Origin of the sequence: Actinomyces sp. AC-20-1 (assembly GCF_023369555.1) — a bacterium.
Classification (GTDB): Bacteria; Actinomycetota; Actinomycetes; order Actinomycetales; family Actinomycetaceae; genus Actinomyces.
In genome coordinates this window covers 163,125-182,261 of the sequence record NZ_JACJVC010000004.1, presented here as the reverse complement: position 1 = coordinate 182,261, position 19,137 = coordinate 163,125, and the positions used below count along the sequence as shown (strand labels likewise).

Below are 19,137 nucleotides of genomic sequence, written 5' to 3'. Positions count from 1 at the left end.
CAGACAACCCACGACAACGGCAGGAGGAACGATGACGCCCAGGACGGTCACCATCCAGGACGTCGCCCGCCGCGCCGGCGTCTCCGCCCAGACCGTCTCCAACGTCCTCAACCGGCCCGAGCGCGTCACCCCGGCCACCGCCCGCAAGGTGCGCACCGCCGTCGACGCCCTCGGATACCGCGCCCACGCCGCCGCCCGCCGCCTGCGCACCCGCCGCTCCGACACCATCGCCCTGCGCCTCGACCCGCTCCCCGGCGGCATCTCCGGCACCATCATGGACGTCTTCCTGCATGAGGTCACCGTCCGCGCCGCCGCCCTCGGGCTCCAGGTGCTCCTCTACGCCTGCGAGGGCGGCCAGGCCGAGATCGACCGCCTGAGAGAGCTCATCGCCTCAGGTGACGTCGACGGCGTCATCCTCACCGGCACCCACGTCGGCGACCCACGCCCCGCCTGGCTCGCCGAGCAGGACGTCCCCTGCGTCTCCTTCGGCCGCCCCTGGGGTGAGGAGGACACCGCACCCCATGCCTGGGTCGACGTCGACGGCACCGCCGGCACCCGTGCCGCCACACAGCACCTCATCGAGGGCGGCTCGAGGCGCATAGGCTTCGTCGGCTGGCCCGGAGACGGAAACCAGGGAGCCGCCCGACGTGAAGGATGGCGCACCACTCTGCTCGACCACGCCCTCGCCACGAGCCGCGACGTCGACCGCCTCACGGTCACCAGCCCCGACACGGTCGAGGACGCCCTGCGCGCCGCCTCAGACCTCCAGTCCCGTCACCCCGACCTCGACGGGATCGTCTGCGCCTCCGACTCCCTCGCCTTCGGCGCCTTCCTCGCCGTCGGCTCCGGCGTGCCCGTCATCGGCTTCGACAACACGCCCGTCGCGCGCGCCGTCGGCCTGTCCAGCGTGGACCAGCGCATCGACCTCGTCGCCCGCACGGTCCTCGACCTGCTCCTCGACGACGACGGGCACGTCGTCAGTCGCGAGCGAGAGAGCCGCATCATCACCCCCGAGCTGCGCCCGCGCCGCGCCGTCGTCCAGGACCCCGAGCGGGCAGGAGCCTGACGGACGACCCGGCCCCCGGCACGGCGGTGCGGCGCGCACCACGGCCGGGCAGTGGGCACCGGCACTGACCGGGCCCCCGAGGCTCACTAGCCTGGGCGCGTGCCCGACCTCCTGAGCCCCCTCACCGACCTCCTCGCCGCCGCGCCCCTGCTCACCGTCTTCCTCGTCATCGGGCTGGGCACCGCCGTCGGGCACATCCCCTTCGGCCCCATCCGCTTCGGCGCCGCCGGGGCCCTGTTCGTCGGCCTCGCCGTCGGCGCCCTCGACCCCCGCCTGGGACAGGACCTGGGCCTCCTGCGCAGCCTGGGCCTGGGCCTGTTCTGCTACACCGTCGGGCTCGCCGCCGGCAACACCTTCTTCCGCGACCTCAGGCGCCAGCTGCCCCTCATGAGCCTGGCCGTCGTCGCCCTCGTGACCGCCGGCGGCGCCGGCGCCCTCTACTCCCACCTGACCGGCACCAGCCCCGCCCTGGACGCCGGGGCCTACGCCGGCGCGCTCACCTCACCCGTGCTCGACGCCGCCATCGAGGCCGCCGGCACCCAGGAGCCCGCCGTCGGCTACGCCCTCGCCTACCCCGTGGGCGTCGCCGTCGCCATCCTCGTCGTCGCCCTCGTCATCCAGCGCGACTGGCCCGCCGCGCGCGACCCGCGACCCGCCAGCGCCGACGGCATCACCGCCACCAGCGTCCACCTCCTGCGCCGGGTCCGGCTCGACGAGATGGAGGCCTTCCAGCGCGCCCGCATCCGCATCTCCTATCTCGAGCGCGACGGCGACACCCGCGTCGTCACCCCCGGAGAGGAGCTGCTGCCCGGGGACAAGGTCGTCGTCGTCGGCTCCCCGACGGCGGTCGAGGAGGCCGTCCACGAGCTCGGCTCCGGCCTCGACCGCTGCCTCGCCAAGGACCACAGCGTCGTCGACCACCGGCGCCTGACCGTCTCCTCCACCCGCGTCGCCGGACGCACTATCGGCGAGCTCGACATGCCCGGCCGCTTCCAGGGCGTCATCACCCGCGTCAAGCGCGGCGACCTCGACCTGCTCGCCCGGGACGACCTCGTGCTCGAGCTCGGGGACCGCGTCCTGGCCGTCGTGCCCTCCGAGGAGCTCGAGAGGGCCGCCGACTACTTCGGCGACTCCGAGCGCTCCATCGCCCAGATCGACGCCTTCAGCGTCGGCGCCGGCATGGCCCTGGGCGTCCTGGTCGGTCTCGTCGCCGTCCCCTTGCCCGGCGGCCTCACCCTCAGGCTGGGCGTCGCCGCCGGCCCGCTCGTCGTCGGCATGGTGCTCGGGCGGCTGGGGCGCACCGGCCCCTTCCTGTGGGGCCTGCCGCACGCCGCCAACGCCACCATCCGCCAGCTTGGCCTGCTGTTCTTCCTCGCCGCCATCGGGCTCGCCTCCGGCCCGGACTTCGCGGCCGCCGCCTTCTCGCTCACCGGCCTGGTCGTGGGCGCCCTGGCCGCCCTCATCGTCCTGGTCAACGCCGCGGTGCTGCTCGCCGGGGCGCGGCTGGCCGGCGTGAGCGCGGTACGTGCCGCGGGCGGGTTCGCCGGGCTCGTCGGCCAGCCCGCCATCCTCGCCTTCGCCCTGTCCAAACGCGACGACGAGCGCGTCGAGGCCGGCTACGCCACGCTCTTCGCCCTGGCCATCGTCGTCAAGATCGTCATGGTCCAGGTGCTCGTCGCGCTGTGAGGAGGGCCGCCGGCGCCGGTCATGACGGTCGTTGCCCGTGACGGGGACGGCGGGTGCATGATCGGACAATGAGCACCCCCGGACCCAGCAGCAAGACCAGCCGTCCCGAGGCCTCGGGTCCCGTCCTCAGCTGGCCCGGCATCATGCTGTGCGCGGCGGTCGCCGCCGTGGCCACCGCCGTCAACAGCGCCGTCCCCCTCGTCTCGGCCATGCTCGTCGCCATCCTCGTCGGGCTGCTCCTGCGCAACCTGGGCCTCGTGCCCGCGCTCGCCGAGCCCGGCCTCAAGGTCACCGCCCGCACGGTGCTGCGCGCCGGCGTCGTCCTGCTCGGCCTGCGCCTGTCCGTGCCCGCCGTGCTCTCGCTCGGCTGGGGCGCCATCGGCGTCATCGTCGCCACCGTCACCTGCGTCTACCTCGCGACCCTGTGGGCCGGACGGCTGCTCGGCGTCCCGCGCGCCACAACCATCCTCACCGCCACCGGCACGGCCATCTGCGGCGCCGCCGCCGTCGCCGGCATGAGCGCCGTCCTGCGGGCCGACGACGAGCAGACCGAGAGCGTGGAGGAGGCCGCGGCCACCGCCATCGCCTCCGTCACCCTCTTCGGCACCATCGCCATCCTCGTGCTGCCCCTGCTCGTGAGCGCGCTCGGTCTCGGGGCCGTCCCCGCCGGGGTGTGGGTGGGCGCCAGCGTCCACGAGGTCGGCCAGGTGGTCGCGGCGGCCGGCCTGGTGTCCACCGCGGTGCTCGACGTCGCCGTCGTCGCCAAGCTGGGGCGGGTGGTCCTGCTCGCCCCGCTCGTCGCTCTCGTGGGCGTCCTCGAGAACCGCCGGGCCGCACGGCTGGTCGCCCAGCGCACGGCGGCCGAGGAGGTCGGCCAGGTCCTGCGCGGGCAGAGCGTCACCCACCGTGCAAGCGCGCCTGTCGTGCCGCTCTTCGTCCTGGGCTTCCTCGCCGCCGTCGCGGCGCGCTCCCTCCTGGAGGGCAGCGTCCCCGCAGGCGTCTTCACCTGGGTCAACGCGGTGGCGGCCTTCCTGCTGACGATGGCGATGTGCGCCATGGGCGCCGGGGTCAACCTGCGCCGCCTCGTGCGCTCGGGCGGCCGGGCCCTGCTGCTCGGCGCGCTCGCGGGCGTGGCGGGTGCGGTGGCGTCGCTGGTGGGCGTCCTGGTGCTCGTGGCCTGAGCCCTGCCGGTTGCCGCCGCCGCGGTCGGACAACTTGCTTGTGGATGGACAACCTGTCTGTGGATGGACAACTTGGCGCCACACGGACAACCTGAATTGCGCACACAGGTTGTCCACGTGGCGTGAGGTTGTCCTGCGCGCGCCAGGTTGTCCAAGCGTGGGGCCCGTGGCCGTCGGCACGCCCGGACCGCGCCATGACGCACGGCGTCTAGCCTGAGGCCATGCTCGTCGCCTTCTCCGTGTCCCCCACCACCACCGACGCCCCGGACGGCTCCGTCTCCGAGGCCGTCGCCGCCGCCGTGCGCGTCGTGCGCGAGTCCGGCCTGCCCAACGAGACCACCGCCATGTTCACCACCCTCGAGGGCGAGTGGGACGAGTGCATGGACGTCGTCAAGCACGCCTGCGAGGCCGTGGCCGCCGTGAGCCCGCGCGTCGCGCTCGTGCTCAAGGCCGACATCCGCCCCGGCTGGGAGGGCCAGCTCAGCGCCAAGGTCGAGCGCGTCGAGGAGCACCTGCGCGGCTGAGCCGCCTCGCAGGACCCTCAGCGCAGCACGGCCAGGACGACGGCGGCCGAGCGCGCCGCCGCCTCGTCGGCACCGATGTGGAAGTCCTGCCCGGCCTCGGGCCCGCACAGGTCCGAGACACCGCGCACCGAGAGGAACGCGATGGCGTGGGCGTGGGCGACCTGCGCGACGGCGGTGGTCTCCATGTCCGTGCTCACGGCCTCGGGGAAGAGCTCGCGCGTGGCGCCCACGTTGGCGGCGGTGACGAAGGAGCCCCCCGCGAGCATCTGGCCGACGTGCACCTGCGAGGCGCCCGACGTCGCGGTCGCCCCGTGCAGCGCGGCCCGGCCCACCTCGCGCACGCGCTCGACCAGGGTCGCGTCGGCGGTGAAGACGGCCGGCTGGCCCGGCGTCTGGCCCAGTGCGTAGCCGAAGGCGGTGGCGTCGACGTCGTTGTAGGCCGCCTGGGTGCAGGCGCACACGTCGCCGACCTCGACGGCGCGCCCGAGCCCGCCGGTGGTGCCGGCGGAGACGATGACCTCGGGGGCAACCCGGGCCAGGGCGCCGGCCAGGGCGCTCGCGGCGGCGACCAGGCCGATGCCGCAGCGCAGGAGGACGAGCTCGCGCCCGTCGAGGTCGAGGGACCAGGCCCGCGCCGAGCCGGGCAGCTCGACGGCGGGTGCGCGCTCGGGCAGGGCGTGGAGGAAGGGCTCGGCCTCCTCCTGCATGGCGACGACGACGAGGGCGGCGACCGGTCGGGGGCTCAGGCTCATGCCCCGAGCCTAAAGCGCCCCGTACCCTGCGCCCACCTCCTCGGTCTGCGCGCGAGCTCCCTGGGGTTTTGGCGTACGTTCGAGCGCAAACCGAGGAGGTCGAGGAGGGGGGATGGGGCTCGGGGCCCGGCTCACCAGGTGGGGCGCAGGTCGCTCAGGTGCAGGGACAGGGGCTCGGCCTCCTCGTCGCGGGGGACCGTCAAGCCCGTGAGGACGCCCTCGACGGACAGGCGCAGGTAGCCGTCCAGCCCGCCGCCGAAGCTCCGGGTCTCGCCGACGGCCTCGGCCCGGATCGAGTCGAGGAAGAACATGGCGACGATGTCCGTGATGACCTCGGCCGGCACGAGCGGGGTGCGCCCCAGCCGGCTGAGGATCTCCTCGATGAGGCCGCCGACGACGTCGGTGAACTCCTGGCGCGTTCCCGCCAGGCCGGCCGGGGCGCGGTGGTGGGCGTCGTCGCCCCGCAGGTCCTCGGGGTGGCGGATGAGGTGGAGCGTCTGCTCGCCGGAGAGGATGTAGATCTCCCGGACCTCGGGCCGCACGGCGTCGAGCAGGCCCATGACCGTGTCCACCGTGATGGCCTCGGGCAGGTCGTCGACGGCGGAGCGGATGGTGGTGAGCAGCCGGGACGCCCGGGTGCTGAGCGCCTCGACGAGGACCTCGTCGAGGGAGGAGAAGTTGGAGTAGAAGGCGCCGCGGGTGAAGCCGGCGGCCCGGACGACGTCGTCGATGCGGGCGGCTCCCAGGCCCTTGCTGATGATGACGTCCGCGGCGGCGTCGATGAGGCGGGCCCTCGTGTTCTCGCGCTTGCGCAGCTGCGTCTCGTTGAGGTCGGGGCTCCTGCGGGTCGGGTGGGGCATGTCTTCTCCGGGGACGGGTGGGGTCAGGGTAGCGGGCTCGGTCGACGGTGGGCCGGTGTCCGGGGAGTCACAGCCCCACGGACTTCCATACAGAAGTGTATCGAGTACATTCATGTACGGAAGTTTTGCCCCGTCACCCGGGCACCCAGAAAGGAAGCGCGTTGTCCGCCCTTCTCCACAGCCTCGGACGCTGGTGCGCCCAGCACGCCGCCCGCGTCCTCGCCCTCTGGCTCGTCGTCGTCGCCGCCCTCGGGGGCCTCGTCGGCGCCACCGGCGTCAACCTCTCCAGCGCCTTCACCATCAACGACGTCGAGTCCATGGAGGGCCTCGACGTCCTCGCCAACCGCCTCCCCCAGGCCGCCGGCACCTCCGAGCAGGTCCTCTTCACCGCCCAGGACGGCGACATCGAGGCCCACCGCGCCACCATCGACGGCTTCATCGACGCCGCCGGCGCCCTCGAGGGCGTCGCCGCCGTCACCCACCCCTTCGGCTCCGAGGCCGACACCACCACCGCGACCCCCGCCTCCAGCTCCACCGTCTCCGACGACGGCGCCCACGTCCTGGCCCAGGTCCAGGCCGACGCCAGCATCGGCTCCCTCACCTCCGGCGCCGGCACCGGCGCCGCTCAGCGCCTGTCCGCCGACCTCGCCGACCTCATCGAGACCACCCGGGCCGCCGACCCCGGCCTGGCCATCCAGTCCTCCGGCACCATCGGCGCCACCGTCAGCCTCGGCATCGGCCCCCAGGAGCTCGTCGGCGTCGTCATCGCCTTCGTCGTCCTTCTCCTCACCTTCGGCTCCGTGCTCGTCGCCGGCGCCCCGCTCGTCGCCGCCTTCTTCGGCGTCGCCACCGGCATGCTCGGCATCCTCGCCGTCGCCAACACCATCGACGTCAACTCCGTCACCCCGGTCCTCGCCGTCATGATCGGCCTCGCCGTCGGCATCGACTACGCCCTGTTCATCATCTCCCGGGCCCGCGAGTACCTGGCCGGCGGCGTCAGCGGCGCCGACGCCGCCGGACGGGCCACCGCCACCGCCGGCTCCGCCGTCGTCTTCGCCGGCACCACCGTCATCGTCGCCCTGTGCGGCCTCGCCGTCGCCCGCATCCCCTTCCTCACCACCATGGGCATCGCCTCCGCGGCCGTCGTCGCCTGCGCCGTGCTCGTCTCCCTCACCGTCGTGCCCGCCCTCATCGGCCTGCTCGGCGAGCGCCTGCGCCCTCGCAGGCGCGCCGCCCGCAGCACCTCCAGCCGCCCCGGCGCCGCCACCCGCTGGGTGCGGGGCGTCACCCGCCACCCCTGGCTGTCCATCGCGGCCGTCGTCGCCCTCCTCGCCGTCGCCGCCGTCCCGGTCACCGGTCTCAGGCTCGCCCTCACCGACAACGGCTTCGAGCCCAAGGGCACCCAGGCCCGCGACACCTACGACGCCATCGCCGAGGCCTACGGCGACGGCTACAACTCACCCATCATCGTCATCGCCGACATCACCACCTCCACCGACCCCCTCGGTGTCGTCGAGGACCTGTCCCAGCGCCTCGAGGCCATCGACGGCGTCGACGACGTCGCCATGGCCACCCCCAACCAGGACGCCACCCTCGCCCTCGTCCAGATCCGCCCCACCCACGGCCAGGCGGACGAGCGCACCGAGGCCGTCGTCCACACGATCCGCGACCGCGCCGCCCAGTGGCAGGAGGAGCTGGGCACCACCCACCTCATGGTCACCGGCCAGACCGCCGTCGCCATCGACGTCGCCGAGTCCCTCAACAGCGCCCTGCTGCCCTTCGGGCTCGTCGTCGTCGGACTGTCCCTCCTGCTCCTCATGGTCGTCTTCCGCTCCCTGGCCGTGCCCGTGACCGCGACCCTGGGCTACCTCGGCTCACTGGCCGCCGGCATGGGCGTCGCCGGGGCCGTCTTCGGCTGGGGGTGGCTCGCGGACCCCCTCGGCGTCACCAAGGTCGGCGCCGTCATCTCCTTCATGCCGGTCATCGTCATGGGCGTCCTCTTCGGCCTCGCCATGGACTACGAGGTCTTCCTCGTCTCACGCATGCGCGAGGAGTGGATCCACGGCGGCGGCCCGGCCGCCGTCGCCGCCGGCCGCCACGACGAGGCCCGCGCGATCTCCCAGCGGGCCGTCGAGACCGGCTTCACCGGCTCCGCGACGGTCGTCGGAGCCGCCGCCGTCATCATGACCGCCGTCTTCGCCGGCTTCATCCCCGCCGAGCTCGTCCAGATCAAGCCGATCGCCATCGCCCTGACCGTCGGCATCGCCGTGGACGCCTTCGTCGTGCGCATGACCCTCATCCCTGCCCTCATGAGCGCGCTGGGCCCCCGGGCCTGGTGGCTGCCTCGCTGGCTCGAGCGCCAGCTGCCCGTCATCGACGTCGAGGGCGAGGGCCTGGCCCGCACCCTCGAGCACGAGGCCTGGACCGCCGAGCACGGCGAGGTCGTCCTGCGCGCCGACGGCGTGAGCGCCACCGACGCCGACGGCGCCGCCCTGGCCGGGCTCGACCTCACCCTCGCTCCCGGCGAGGTCGCCCTCGTGCGCACCTCCCGCTCCCTCTCGCGCCGCGCCCTGGCCGCGCTCGTGGGCGGGCGCCTGCAGCCCAGCGGCGGCGTCCTCGTCGTCGGCGGGCACGTCCTGCCCGACGGCACCGCCGCCATCCAGTCCGTCACCACCGCCGTCCACGCCTACGACGACCCCGTGGACCCGCGCGTGCGGCTTGTCGTCGTCGACGACCCGGGACAGCGGCGCTGGGGGCGCGTGGCGCGGCTCGCCGCCGACGGCACCGCCGTCATCGTCACCGTCGGCGCCGAGGCGCCCCTCGCCCCGCCCGCCGGCTGCGACGTCGAGGTCACCAGCCTCGTCGACGTCGACGCCGACGGCACCGCCCACCTGTTCCGGGCGCCCTCACGGGCCTCGGACGGCCCGCAGACCACCACCCGCACCGCCACTGAAGAGACCGAGGTCCACGCATGAAGCGCCGCCCCCTTATCCTCGCCGTCCTCGTCGTCCTCCTGCCCGCCCTCGCCGGGCTCCTGGTCGTCTCCGCCGCCCAGACCCCCACCGCCGAGGCCGCCGCCATCCCCGCCGCCATCGTCAACGACGACGGCACCGGGGCCACCACCGCCGGCGGGCAGCCCCTGCCCGCCGGGCGCATGCTCGTCGGCCGCCTCACCGACCCCGCGGCCGCCCTCACCGCCCGGTCCACCACCGGCGCCTCCACCGGCGTCCTCGACTACGAGGTCGTCAGCGCTGAGGCCGCCTCCCAGGGCCTGGCCGACGGCACCTACGACGTCGTCATCACCATCCCCCACGGCTTCAGCCAGTCCATCGTCGACACCCTGGCCGGGACCGCGACCCCCGCCACCGTCCAGGTCACCACCACCGGCTCCGCCTCCCAGGCCGTGGCCGCCGCCAGCGCGGACATCGTCTCCGCCGCCGCCGACTCGCTGGGCACGACCGTCTCAGTGGCCTACCTCAACGGCTCCCTCACAGGCATGACCACGATGAGCGAGCAGGTCGGCCTCATCTCCGAGGGCGCCACCGCCCTGGCCGACGGGGCGGGCACGCTCTCCGACGGCGCCACCGCTCTGGACGAGGGCGCCGGCACGCTCTCCGACGGCGCCACCGACCTCGCCGACGGCCTGACCCGGCTCAGCGCCGGCGTCGACCGGCTCGCCACCGGGGCCGCCTCCGCCTCCACCGGCGCCACCACCCTCTCCGGTGCCACGACGACGCTGGCCGACGGCGCCTCCACCCTCGCGGCCGGCGCCGGCGACCTCGCCACCGGGGCGGGCACCCTGTCCGAGGGCGCCACCGACCTCGACGGCGGGGCCGGCGACCTCGTCACCGGCGCCAGCACCCTCGCCGACGGCGTCACCAGCTACGTCACCGCCGTCGGGCAGCTCCGCACCACCCTGGCCACCCGGGTCGCCCCTGGGGCCGGCGACCTCTCCACCGGTCTCGTCCAGCTCAGCGTCGGCGTCGGCACCGCCACCGACGACGCCACCTCCTCCACCCTGTACGGCGGCGTCAACGCGCTCGCGGCCGGGGCCGCCACCGCCTCCACCGGCGTGAGCGACTACGTCACCGGGGTGTCCGCCGCCGCGGACGGCCTGGGGCAGGCCACCACCCTGGCGGCCTCGGCCCACAGCCAGTGCGTCGCCGAGCACGGTGACACCGATGCCACCTGCGCCATGCTCGCCCAGGTGGTCGGCGCACTGGGCACCACCGAGGACACGGCCGCCTCGGGCACCGTCCTCGGCGGCCTCAACACCCTGGTGGCCGGCGGCACCGGTGTCTCCGACGGCGTGAGCGCCCTCGCCGTCGGCGCCACCTCCCTGCAGGAGACGATGCCGGCCATCGCCGACGGCGCCGCCTCCGCCTCCAGCGGCGCCACCTCCCTCGCCGCCGGGCTGGGCTCCGCCACCGACGTCTACGACCCGGCCACCGGCACCGGGGCCAGCGTCACGGGCGTGCTCAACACACTCGCCGCCCAGGGCACCGCGCTCACGGACGGGGCCACCGGCCTGTCCACCGGCGCGACGAGCCTGGCTGCCGGCACCTCCTCCCTCGCCTCCGGCGCCTCGACGCTCTCCGAGGGGGCGGCCGGCCTGTCCACCGGTGCGACGAGCCTGAGCGGCGGCGCCTCGCAGGTGAGCCAGGGCGCTGTCTCGCTCGCGGACGGGCTCACGAGCCTCACCAGCGGGGTCACCACCCTGTCGAGCGGGGCCGCCTCCGCCTCGGACGGGGCCACGCAGCTGTCCGACGGCGCCTCCCGCCTCACTGAGGGCACCGGCGGGCTCGTCACCGGCTCCGCGGACCTCGCGGACGGAGCCACCCAGCTCTCCGACGGCATCGGTACTGCCGCGCAGGCCCTGCCCTCCTACACCGAGGAGGAGGCCTCCGCCCTGGCCGGGGCGCTCGCCCAGCCCGTCGCCGTCGACGCCACCGGTGCGACGGGGGCCGACGAGCGCACCTCGGTGGCGCCGGGCGCGGTCGCCCTGGCCCTGTGGGTCGGTGCGCTCGTGTGCGTCGCCGGCCTGGGGGTGCTCACCCGCCGCCGGGTCGAGTCGGCCATGACGCCGGCCCGCCTGGCGGTCACAGAGCTGCGGCCCGCCCTGGCGCTCGCCGTGGTCCAGGCGGTGCTCCTCGTGGCCGCCATGCTCCTGGCCGGGGTTGAGGTCGGTGGGGCCGGGGCGGTGGCCCGGGTCGGTGCCCTCGCCGTCGTCGGCGCCCTGGCGATGACGGCGCTGCACGCGGCGCTGGTCGCGGCGCTCGGCAACCGTGCCGGCACGGCCGTCTCCCTGCTCCTGCTCGTCCTGCAGGCCGTCATCGTGATGTCCGTGCCGACCGGGGTGCTGGCGGGCCTGGCCGAGGTCCTTCCGGCCACGGTCCTCGCGCAGACGCTGCGCGGCGTGGTGCTCGGAGCGGCCGGGAGCACCGGGGTGGGCGGTGCGCTCGCCGTGCTCGGTGCGTGGGCGGTGGCGAGCGTCCTCGTGCTCACACTGGCGGTCAGGCGCCGCCGGGCGACGAGCCTCGAGGCGCTGCGCCGTCAGGGCAGCCCCGACGTCGTCCCCGCCTGACGCGCCCCAGCTCCTCGGTTTGCGCTCGAACGTACGGCAAACTTCCAGGGAGCTCGAGCGCGAACCGAGGAGCTGGGCGGGGTCTCAGGGCAGGGGCAGCTCGTCGACGCGGTTGTCGTTAGGGGCCCTCGTCCAGCACCGTCCACACGCGCACGGCCGTCAGCCTCAGCCCCATCCGCACCGCACCGGGCGCCACCTGCGGCGCAGCCTCCACCTCGACGTCGGCCTCCGCACTGAACCAGCCCCTGTGCGGGGCCGGCGTCGGCCCGCTGAGCGTGGCCCGGGGCAGCAGCCCCACCTGCCTCACCTTCGCGGTCCCCGACGTCGCCAGCACGCACACCCTCCCGCTGCGGCCCAGCGGGTCCGCGAACACCGTCACCGGGCGGCTGCGCGGCCCCCGGCACCCGAGGTCGTCATCATGACGACGCTCCCGGGCGCCAGCAGCTCGCCCGCACCGGGCAGGGCGGAGCCGGGCACCGTCCCAGAGACCATGGCCGGCTCCTCCCGGTCCCGGCGCCTCAGGCCGCGCCCCCGCCGTCGGGCACGACGACGTCCCACTGGTCGCGCTCGGCCAGGAAGGCCCGCACCGCCTCCTGCGCCTCAGCCAGGCTGTGGTTCGCCCCCCAGCCGCACTGGACCTCGTTCGCCGCCGGGACCTCCTCGGCCTCCAGCACGTCCCGCAGGGTCACCTCGAGCAGCGCCGTGAGCTCCTGAGGCTCGACGCCGAGGGTCAGGGCGTAGAAGCCCGTCTGGCAGCCCATCGGCGAGAAGTCCACGAGCCGGTCCGTGTGGTTGCGCATGAGCTCGGCCACCAGGTGCTCGATGGAGTGCACGGCCCGCATCCCCAGGTGCTCGACATTGGGCTGGCAGAAGCGCACGTCGTACTTCACGAGCTCGTCCCCGCCGGGCAGGTGCTTGCGGTCCGCCACCCGCACGAAGGGCGCGACGACCTTCGTGTGGTCGAGGTTGAAGGACTCGACGTTCATCCGGGGGCCGTCGGTCAGGGTGCACGACTCGTTCTGCTCGCTCATGGTCCCAGGGTAGGCGGGCGGCGCGGCAGGATGGGGGCGTGCCCGAGACCTCCGCCCAGGCCGAACCGCCCGCCCCGCTCCGCCGCCCTGCGCCGCCCCCGCCCCGCCGCCCGCTGGCCCGCTACGTCCTCGGCGCCCCCGGCGCCCCCACCCTCGTCTACCTCCACGGCATCACCGCCTGCGCCGCCTCCGCCTCCGACGCCCTCGAGCACTGGGCCGCAGCCGGCTACCGGGTCATCGCCCTCGACGCCCGCGGGCACGGCCTGTCCCCCCGGTGGAGCGAGGAGGAGCTGTCCGACGCCGGTGGCATCCTCCTCGACGACCTCCTGCACGCCCTGGCCGACCTCGCCCAGGAGCGCCGCGCCCGCCGCAGCGCCGGCCTGCCGGACGCCGAGACCCGCCCCGTCGTCGTCGGGCACTCCATGGGGGCCGCCACCGCCATGGTCGCCGCCGCCCGGCGCCCCGACCTGCTCAGCGGAGCCGTCCTCATCGACCCCGCCCGCTACGGCACCCGCGGTCCCGACGAGCTGCGCGCCCGCGGCGCCGCCCGGGCCCGGCTGCGCGCCCGGGACCTCACCGACCTGCCCGCCGCCCTGGCCCGGGCCCTGGACGACGACGAGGTGCCCGGCTCCGAGGCCCTGGCCGGCCTCTGGGCCCAGCAGCGCACCGACCCCGCCCTGCTCACCACCGGCGTCGTCGCCCCCGAGGTCCCCTGGGAGCAGGCCATGGCGGCGCTCGCGGTCCCGACCCTGCTCGTCACCGGCGACCGCCCGGGCTCGGCCCGCGTGGGCACCGAGGGCCTGGCGCTCCTGCGCCGCCTGGGCAACCCGTGGGTCGAGCCCGTCCTCGTGCCCGGCGCCGGTCACGACGTGCGCCGCAGCGACCCTCAGGCCTTCCACCGGGCGGTCGACCCCTGGCTGCGCCGCCTCCTGGGAGCCTGAGCCCCACTGGCCCCACAGTCCCACCGGGCCGCGTCTCGAGAACACCCCGAACACTGACGCACCTGTGATCGACCGCATAGGATCGGCCTGTCCCGGCGCTGAGGCCGGGAACCCCGCACCCCGACCGCGGGGCCCGAGGAAGGAAGACCATGCCGACGCCGTCCGTGCGCCGTTCCAGGCCCGCCGCCGTGCGCGACCGCCGCACCACCGCCTCCCGTCCCGCCCGCAGGGAGCCCATGAGCAGGAAGCAGGTGACCGGCCTCGTCCTCGGGGTGCTCGCCTTCCTCCTGCCGCTCGTCCTCGACGTGCCCGACCTCGACGGCATGGGCGAGCGCATGCTCGCGATCTTCCTCCTCGCGATCGTCCTGTGGGTCACCGAGGCCATCCCCCTCGTCGCCACCGCCGTCCTCGTCATCGGGCTCGAGGTCCTGCTCGTGTCCAACCAGGCGCTCCTGCCCGTGCCCGAGGACGCCACCGCCTACTCCAAGTTCCTCGGGGCGCTGGCCAACCCTGTCATCATCCTCTTCCTCGGCGGCTTCCTCATCGCCGACGGCGCCGCCAAGTACCACCTGGACAAGAACCTCGCGGCCGTCCTCATCAAGCCCTTCACCGGCTCGGCGCGCACCACCGTCCTCGGCCTCATGGTCATCACCGCCCTGCTGAGCATGTTCATGTCCAACACGGCGACCACGGCCACCATGTTCGCCGTCATCATCCCCATCCTCGGGGCGCTGCCCTCCGGCAGGCCCCGCGCGGGCCTGGCCCTGTCGATCCCCGTGGCCGCCAACGTCGGGGGCATCGGCACCCCCGTGGGCACGCCCCCCAACGCCATCGCCCTGGGGGCCCTGGCCGAGCGCGGCTACCACATCTCCTTCGCCTCCTGGATGGTCATGGCCGTGCCCCTCATGGTCGTCATCCTCATCGGCGCCTGGCTGCTGCTCATCACCCTGTTCATCCCCAAGGGACTGGGCATCGAGCTCGACATGAAGGCCTCCTGGGCCACCGACCGCAAGGCCGTCACCTTCTACGTCATCGCCGGCTGCGTCATCCTGGCGTGGATGACCGAGTCCCTGCACGGGGTCAACGCCAACGTCGTCGGCTTCCTCGCCGTCGTCGCCCTGCTCGTCACCCAGGTCATGGGCGGCGACGACATCGGCCGGCTCTCCTGGCCCGTCCTGTGGCTCGTCGCCGGCGGCATCGCGCTCGGCGACGGCGTGGGCGCCACCGGCCTGGACGCCTGGATCCTCAGCCTCTTCGACTGGGGCGCCATGCCGGCCCTCGTCGTCGTCATCGTCATGGGGGCCCTGGGTCTGGGCATGTCCAACGTCATCAGCCACTCCGCCGCCTCCAACCTCCTCATCCCGCTGGCGATGGGCCTGGCCACCGGCATCGACGGCCTCGAGCCCGTCACCATCGCCGTCGTCCTCGCCCTGGCCTGCTCGCTGGGCATGAGCCTGCCGATCTCCACGCCCCCCAACGCCATCGCCTACGCCACCGGCGAGGTCAGCACCGCGGACATGGCCAAGGTCGGCGTCGTCGTCGGCGTCGTCGGCACCGTCCTGCTCGTCCTGCTCATGCCCCCGCTCTGGGGCGCCCTGGGGCTGCTGTGAGCGGCCCCGTCGCGCGCACCGCGCACGCCCGCGCGCCGGTCACCGTCGCCGTCCTGTCACCGGGCATGGTCGGCGGGCAGGTGGCACACGAGGCCAGGCGCTCGGTCGGGGAGGTCGCCAACGTCGAGCGCCTGCACTCCCTCAGGGAGCTCATCGCCCTCGTCGACGGGCCCGAGGCCGCCCGGGTCGGGGACGTCGCCGTCATCTTCGCCACCGACGAGGTCGGCCCCCTCGACGACGTCGCCACCGTCCTGGCCGCCCACCCCGCCCTCGCCACCGCCCGCCTCGCCCTGCTCACCGAGCGCACCGCCCTGACCGGCATCGGCCGCGCCTTCGACACGGACCTCGTGCGCGAGGTCATCGCCGTGCCCTGGCGCCCCGGCGCCATCGAGTTCCGGGCCGCCGCCCAGCTGCGCCGGTGGATGCGCGACAACCGCCCCGGCGACGAGCGCACCCGCCGGCTCAGCGCCGGCTCCGCCGCCGGCCTCACCCACGCCCCCCTCATCGAGTCCCTGTCGCACTCCACCGACCGGCTCACCGAGGAGTTCATCGACGCCTGCGAGAAGGTCCTGGGCCCCCGCCCCCGCCTCCAGCTGCCCGCCGGGGTGCGCCTGACCCACCAGGGCCAGCCCGTCGACGCCGTCGGCGTCGTCCTGTCCGGCTCCGTCGCCCTCACCCGCGACACCCCCGTCGGCGAGGTCGTCCTCCACCACGCCACCACCGGGCGCATCGTCGGCCTCGTGTCCCTGGCCGAGCGCGGGCAGGCCTTCGTCACCGCGACCACCACCACCGACGTCGAGCTCATCCTCCTGTCCATCGAACAGCTCGACCGGGCCCTGAAGGAGAACCCGGTCACCGAGCAGATCCTCGCCGCCCTGCTCATCTCCTCCCTCACCAAGCGCCTGTCGCGCTCCGAGATCCTCCAGGTGGAGAAGATCGAGCTGGCCGCCGCCGTCGAGGCCCAACGCGCCGCCACCCAGGAGGCCCTCGACGCCCTCGAGCAGGCCCGCCTCGAGCTGCTGGCGCAGGAGCGCTTCGCCACCCTCGGCGAGCTCGCCGCCGGCGTCGCCCACGAGCTCAACAACCCCGTCTCCGCCCTCGAGCGCGCCAACGACCACCTGCGCGCCGACCTCATCACCATCATGTCCACGCACCCGCAGGGCCCCCTCATCCGCGAGTCCGTCATGGCGGCCCTCAGCCGACCGGCGGTCTCCACCCGGGACGAGCGCGCCGCCCGCCGGGCCCTGGAACGCGTCGTCGGGGACCGCGAGCTCGCCCGGCGCCTGGTCACCCTCGGCATGGACGGGACCACCCCCCGCCAGGAGGTGCAGGCCCTCGTCTCGGACCCGGCCCGCCTCGAGGTGGCGCTCGCGGCCGCCTCCATCGGCCGCGAGGAGCGCAACGTGCGCACCGCCACCGAGCGGGTGCGCAGACTCGTGTCCTCCCTGTCCACCTACGTGCGCCCCGAGGGGGAGATGGACCAGGACGTGGACGTGCGCGAGGTGCTGGAGGACTCCCTGAGGCTCACCGCACACCGGCTGCGCGGCGTCGAGGTCGAGCGCGTCTACGACGACGTGCCCACGGTCCCGGGACGGGCGGGCGAGCTCGCCCAGGTGTGGACCAACATCCTGTCCAACGCCGCCGACGCCCTGTCCGGCGCCGTCAAGGACGCCGAGGCGCAGGGGCGCGCCTTCCGCCCGACCGTCACCGTGCGGGTGGCGGCCGGGGCGGCGGGGGTGCGGGTCGACGTCGTCGACAACGGCCCCGGCATCGCACCCGAGGCCCTGCCGCGCATCTTCGAGCCGCGCTTCACCACCAACCACGGCCAGGTCCGCTTCGGCCTCGGCCTGGGCATGGGCCTGGCCAAGTCGGTCGTCGACGCGCACGACGGCACGATCGACGTCGAGTCCCGCCCCGGGCGCACCTGCGTCCGGGTCGTCCTGCCGACCAGCACCGGCGCCCAGCGCCCCGACCCCAAGGAGCAGCCATGAAGCTCACCATCCTCGTCGTCGACGACGAGCCCGAGGTCCGCGACGCCGTCGTCGGCGACCTGCTGCCCTTCGCGGACGTCGTCCGCGTCGAGCCGGCCGAGGACGTCGAGGACGCCTGGGAGGTCGTGGAGGAGGTGGAGGACGACGGCGACGTCATCGCCCTCGTCCTGGCCGACCACCGCATGCCCGGCACCACCGGTGTCGACATGCTCATCGCCATGGAGGAGGACGAGCGCACCGCCGACGCGCGCAAGGTCCTCGTCACCGGCCAGGCGGACCAGGCGGACACGATCCGCGCCGTCAACGAGGCGGGCCTCGACCACTACGTCGCCAAGCCCTGGCGGCCGGAGGACCTGCAGGCGGTGGTGCGCGAGCAGCTGACGGACTTCGTGGTGGCCACCGGCCTCGACCCGCTGCCGCACCTGCGGGCGATCGACGGCGCCCGGGCCATGGAGATGCTGCGCTGAGCGCGGCTCCTCCTGCGGGCGGAGGGCGTGCGAGCGGACGGCATGACAGGATCTGAGCCATGAGCGACCACCAGCACGCTGTCGCAGGCCGACGGACCCAGGGAGAGGCCACCGTCCTCACCATCGCCGCCCTCGTCGTCGGCTGCGTCGGCATCTACTTCACGCGCAGCCTCATCGGGCCGGCCTTCTTCGCACTGACCCTCGTGCTCACGGTGCGCCCGCTCGTGTCCTGGGCCTCGCGCCACCACGTCCCGCGCCCCGTGTCCGCCCTGGCGGCGGTCCTCATCATCTACACCTTCGTCATCGGGCTGTTCGTCGCCCTGGGGATGGCCATCGCCCAGCTCATCGAGACGCTGCCGCAGTACTCGGCAAAGCTCCAGCAGATCTGGGAGCAGATCCAGGCGCTGCTGGTCTCGCTCGGCATCGAGCAGGACATGCTCCTGGACCAGCTCTCCTCGATGATCTCCACGAGCCGCGTGGTGGACCTCGCCCAGGGGCTCATGGGGCAGCTGACCTCCTTCGGCTCGATCCTCATGGTCATGGCCATGACGGTCGTCTTCCTCATGTTCGACATGTCCCGCATCGAGGTGCGGGCCACGGCCCTGGCCGAGCTCAAGCCGGGGATCGCCTCGGGCCTGGCCGGCTTCGCCCAGTCGGTGCGCTCCTACTGGCTGGTCTCGACGGTCTTCGGCCTCATCGTCGCGGTCCTGGACGTCGTGGCCCTGGGCTTCCTCGGGGTGCCCATGGCGATGACCTGGGGCGTGCTCGCCTTCATCACGAACTACATCCCCAACATCGGCTTCGTCATCGGTGTCATCCCGCCGGCCCTGCTGGCCCTGGTGGACTCCGGGCCCTGGACCGCCCTGTGGGTGGTCGTTGCCTACGTCGTGCTCAACTTCGTCATCCAGTCCCTCATCCAGCCCAAGTTCACCGGTGACGCGGTGGGGCTCAACACGACGACGACCTTTCTGTCCCTCATGTTCTGGTCCAGCGTCATCGGCGCGCTGGGCACGATCCTGGCCGTGCCGCTCACGCTCTTCGCCAAGGCCGTGCTCATCGACTCCGACCCGCGCTCGGCCTGGGTGGGGATCTTCCTGTCCGCCGGGGACGAGCCGGTGGACCGCCCCGAGGCCGTCGGCCCGAGGACCGTCGCCGCCCTCGACCCGGACGGCGACGGTGCGGACGAGGCCGTCGGTGCCGTGTCCGACGAGCTGCGCGAGGCCATCGGGGACCGCCGTGACGGGTCCGACGGCCTCGGGCCCGTCTCCCGGGAGGCCGCAGCGGGCAGCGGGGCCGGGTCCTGCGGTGGGGACCGCACGGGGAGCGCCGGCGCCCCCGCCGACGCATCGGACGGTGCCTCCGATGGCGGGCCCGGAGGCCGGGGCGCGCGGTAGCCGGGCGTGTCGGCCCGCCGCGCGTCATCTAGGCTGAGTGGCGCACTACG

The 19,137-nt window shown here is 74.4% G+C and carries 15 protein-coding genes; 11 read left to right on the top strand and 4 right to left on the bottom strand.

Annotation, left to right across the window (positions count from 1 at the left end; translation table 11 throughout):
• Positions 1-31 precede the first annotated feature (31 nt).
• The 4 genes from H6X67_RS04230 to H6X67_RS04215 all read left to right on the top strand — a co-directional run bounded on the left by H6X67_RS04230 (position 32) and on the right by H6X67_RS04215 (position 4,457).
• Entirely contained in the window at positions 32-1,066 is a 1,035-nt protein-coding gene (locus H6X67_RS04230) for a LacI family DNA-binding transcriptional regulator (protein WP_249369132.1), read from the top strand.
• A gap of 99 nt (positions 1,067-1,165) precedes the next feature.
• Positions 1,166-2,752 (top strand): aspartate:alanine exchanger family transporter, encoded by a 1,587-nt coding sequence (locus H6X67_RS04225; RefSeq protein ID WP_249369131.1) that lies wholly within the window; start codon positions 1,166-1,168, stop codon positions 2,750-2,752.
• A 68-nt stretch (positions 2,753-2,820) separates the two neighbouring features.
• A complete protein-coding gene (locus H6X67_RS04220; protein ID WP_249369130.1) occupies positions 2,821-3,933 on the top strand; it encodes a YeiH family protein in 1,113 nt (370 codons plus the stop codon).
• 221 nt (positions 3,934-4,154) lie between these two features.
• Positions 4,155-4,457 (top strand): thiamine-binding protein, encoded by a 303-nt coding sequence (locus tag H6X67_RS04215; RefSeq protein ID WP_249369129.1) that lies wholly within the window; start codon positions 4,155-4,157, stop codon positions 4,455-4,457.
• 17 nt (positions 4,458-4,474) lie between these two features.
• Here the strand turns inward: H6X67_RS04215 and mtnN are convergent, their stop codons facing one another.
• Together mtnN and H6X67_RS04205 are read right to left on the bottom strand one after the other, a co-directional pair.
• Complete coding sequence (gene mtnN / locus H6X67_RS04210; protein WP_249369128.1) at positions 4,475-5,209, bottom strand: 5'-methylthioadenosine/S-adenosylhomocysteine nucleosidase; 735 nt, start codon at positions 5,207-5,209, stop codon at positions 4,475-4,477.
• Positions 5,210-5,340: 131 nt separating this feature from the next.
• On the bottom strand, positions 5,341-6,069 hold the full coding sequence (locus tag H6X67_RS04205) for a TetR/AcrR family transcriptional regulator (RefSeq protein WP_249376417.1): 729 nt from the start codon (positions 6,067-6,069) through the stop codon (positions 5,341-5,343).
• A gap of 161 nt (positions 6,070-6,230) precedes the next feature.
• Between H6X67_RS04205 and H6X67_RS04200 the strand changes: the two genes are divergently transcribed.
• Together H6X67_RS04200 and H6X67_RS04195 are read left to right on the top strand one after the other, a co-directional pair.
• The gene (locus H6X67_RS04200; protein ID WP_249369654.1) at positions 6,231-9,044 is read left to right on the top strand and encodes an MMPL family transporter; all 2,814 of its coding nucleotides are present in this window, start codon (positions 6,231-6,233) and stop codon (positions 9,042-9,044) included.
• On the top strand, positions 9,041-11,653 hold the full coding sequence (locus H6X67_RS04195; RefSeq protein ID WP_249369655.1) for an ABC transporter permease: 2,613 nt from the start codon (positions 9,041-9,043) through the stop codon (positions 11,651-11,653). The genes H6X67_RS04200 and H6X67_RS04195 overlap by 4 nt, the downstream gene beginning before the upstream one ends.
• A 118-nt stretch (positions 11,654-11,771) precedes the next feature.
• Here the strand turns inward: H6X67_RS04195 and H6X67_RS04190 are convergent, their stop codons facing one another.
• Positions 11,772-11,951, bottom strand: coding sequence for a hypothetical protein (locus H6X67_RS04190; RefSeq protein ID WP_249369656.1), 180 nt, complete (start codon positions 11,949-11,951; stop codon positions 11,772-11,774).
• Between the two features lie 220 nt (positions 11,952-12,171).
• Positions 12,172-12,684, bottom strand: coding sequence for an S-ribosylhomocysteine lyase (locus tag H6X67_RS04185; protein WP_249369658.1), 513 nt, complete (start codon positions 12,682-12,684; stop codon positions 12,172-12,174).
• A gap of 38 nt (positions 12,685-12,722) precedes the next feature.
• Here H6X67_RS04185 and H6X67_RS04180 point away from each other — a divergent pair, with 38 nt between their 5' ends.
• The 5 genes from H6X67_RS04180 to H6X67_RS04160 all read left to right on the top strand — a co-directional run bounded on the left by H6X67_RS04180 (position 12,723) and on the right by H6X67_RS04160 (position 19,087).
• The gene (locus H6X67_RS04180) at positions 12,723-13,625 is read left to right on the top strand and encodes an alpha/beta fold hydrolase (RefSeq protein WP_311765872.1); all 903 of its coding nucleotides are present in this window, start codon (positions 12,723-12,725) and stop codon (positions 13,623-13,625) included.
• A 149-nt stretch (positions 13,626-13,774) separates the two neighbouring features.
• A complete protein-coding gene (locus H6X67_RS04175) occupies positions 13,775-15,235 on the top strand; it encodes an SLC13 family permease (RefSeq protein ID WP_396121360.1) in 1,461 nt (486 codons plus the stop codon).
• On the top strand, positions 15,232-17,226 hold the full coding sequence (locus H6X67_RS04170; RefSeq protein ID WP_249368577.1) for an ATP-binding protein: 1,995 nt from the start codon (positions 15,232-15,234) through the stop codon (positions 17,224-17,226). Before H6X67_RS04175 ends, H6X67_RS04170 begins: the two co-directional genes overlap by 4 nt.
• Positions 17,223-17,693 (top strand): response regulator, encoded by a 471-nt coding sequence (locus H6X67_RS04165; protein WP_249368576.1) that lies wholly within the window; start codon positions 17,223-17,225, stop codon positions 17,691-17,693. The genes H6X67_RS04170 and H6X67_RS04165 overlap by 4 nt, the downstream gene beginning before the upstream one ends.
• A gap of 59 nt (positions 17,694-17,752) precedes the next feature.
• Positions 17,753-19,087, top strand: coding sequence for an AI-2E family transporter (locus H6X67_RS04160; RefSeq protein ID WP_249368575.1), 1,335 nt, complete (start codon positions 17,753-17,755; stop codon positions 19,085-19,087).
• Positions 19,088-19,137: the final 50 nt, after the last annotated feature.

Coding starts and splice junctions, on each gene's coding strand:
- H6X67_RS04230 (WP_249369132.1), top strand. CDS start 32: ATGACGCCCAGGACGGTCACCATCCAGGACGTCGCCCGCCGCGCCGGC.
- H6X67_RS04220 (WP_249369130.1), top strand. CDS start 2,821: ATGAGCACCCCCGGACCCAGCAGCAAGACCAGCCGTCCCGAGGCCTCG.
- H6X67_RS04215 (WP_249369129.1), top strand. CDS start 4,155: ATGCTCGTCGCCTTCTCCGTGTCCCCCACCACCACCGACGCCCCGGAC.
- mtnN (WP_249369128.1), bottom strand. CDS start 5,209: ATGAGCCTGAGCCCCCGACCGGTCGCCGCCCTCGTCGTCGTCGCCATG.
- H6X67_RS04205 (WP_249376417.1), bottom strand. CDS start 6,069: ATGCCCCACCCGACCCGCAGGAGCCCCGACCTCAACGAGACGCAGCTG.
- H6X67_RS04195 (WP_249369655.1), top strand. CDS start 9,041: ATGAAGCGCCGCCCCCTTATCCTCGCCGTCCTCGTCGTCCTCCTGCCC.
- H6X67_RS04185 (WP_249369658.1), bottom strand. CDS start 12,684: ATGAGCGAGCAGAACGAGTCGTGCACCCTGACCGACGGCCCCCGGATG.
- H6X67_RS04175 (WP_396121360.1), top strand. CDS start 13,775: ATGCCGACGCCGTCCGTGCGCCGTTCCAGGCCCGCCGCCGTGCGCGAC.
- H6X67_RS04165 (WP_249368576.1), top strand. CDS start 17,223: ATGAAGCTCACCATCCTCGTCGTCGACGACGAGCCCGAGGTCCGCGAC.
- H6X67_RS04160 (WP_249368575.1), top strand. CDS start 17,753: ATGAGCGACCACCAGCACGCTGTCGCAGGCCGACGGACCCAGGGAGAG.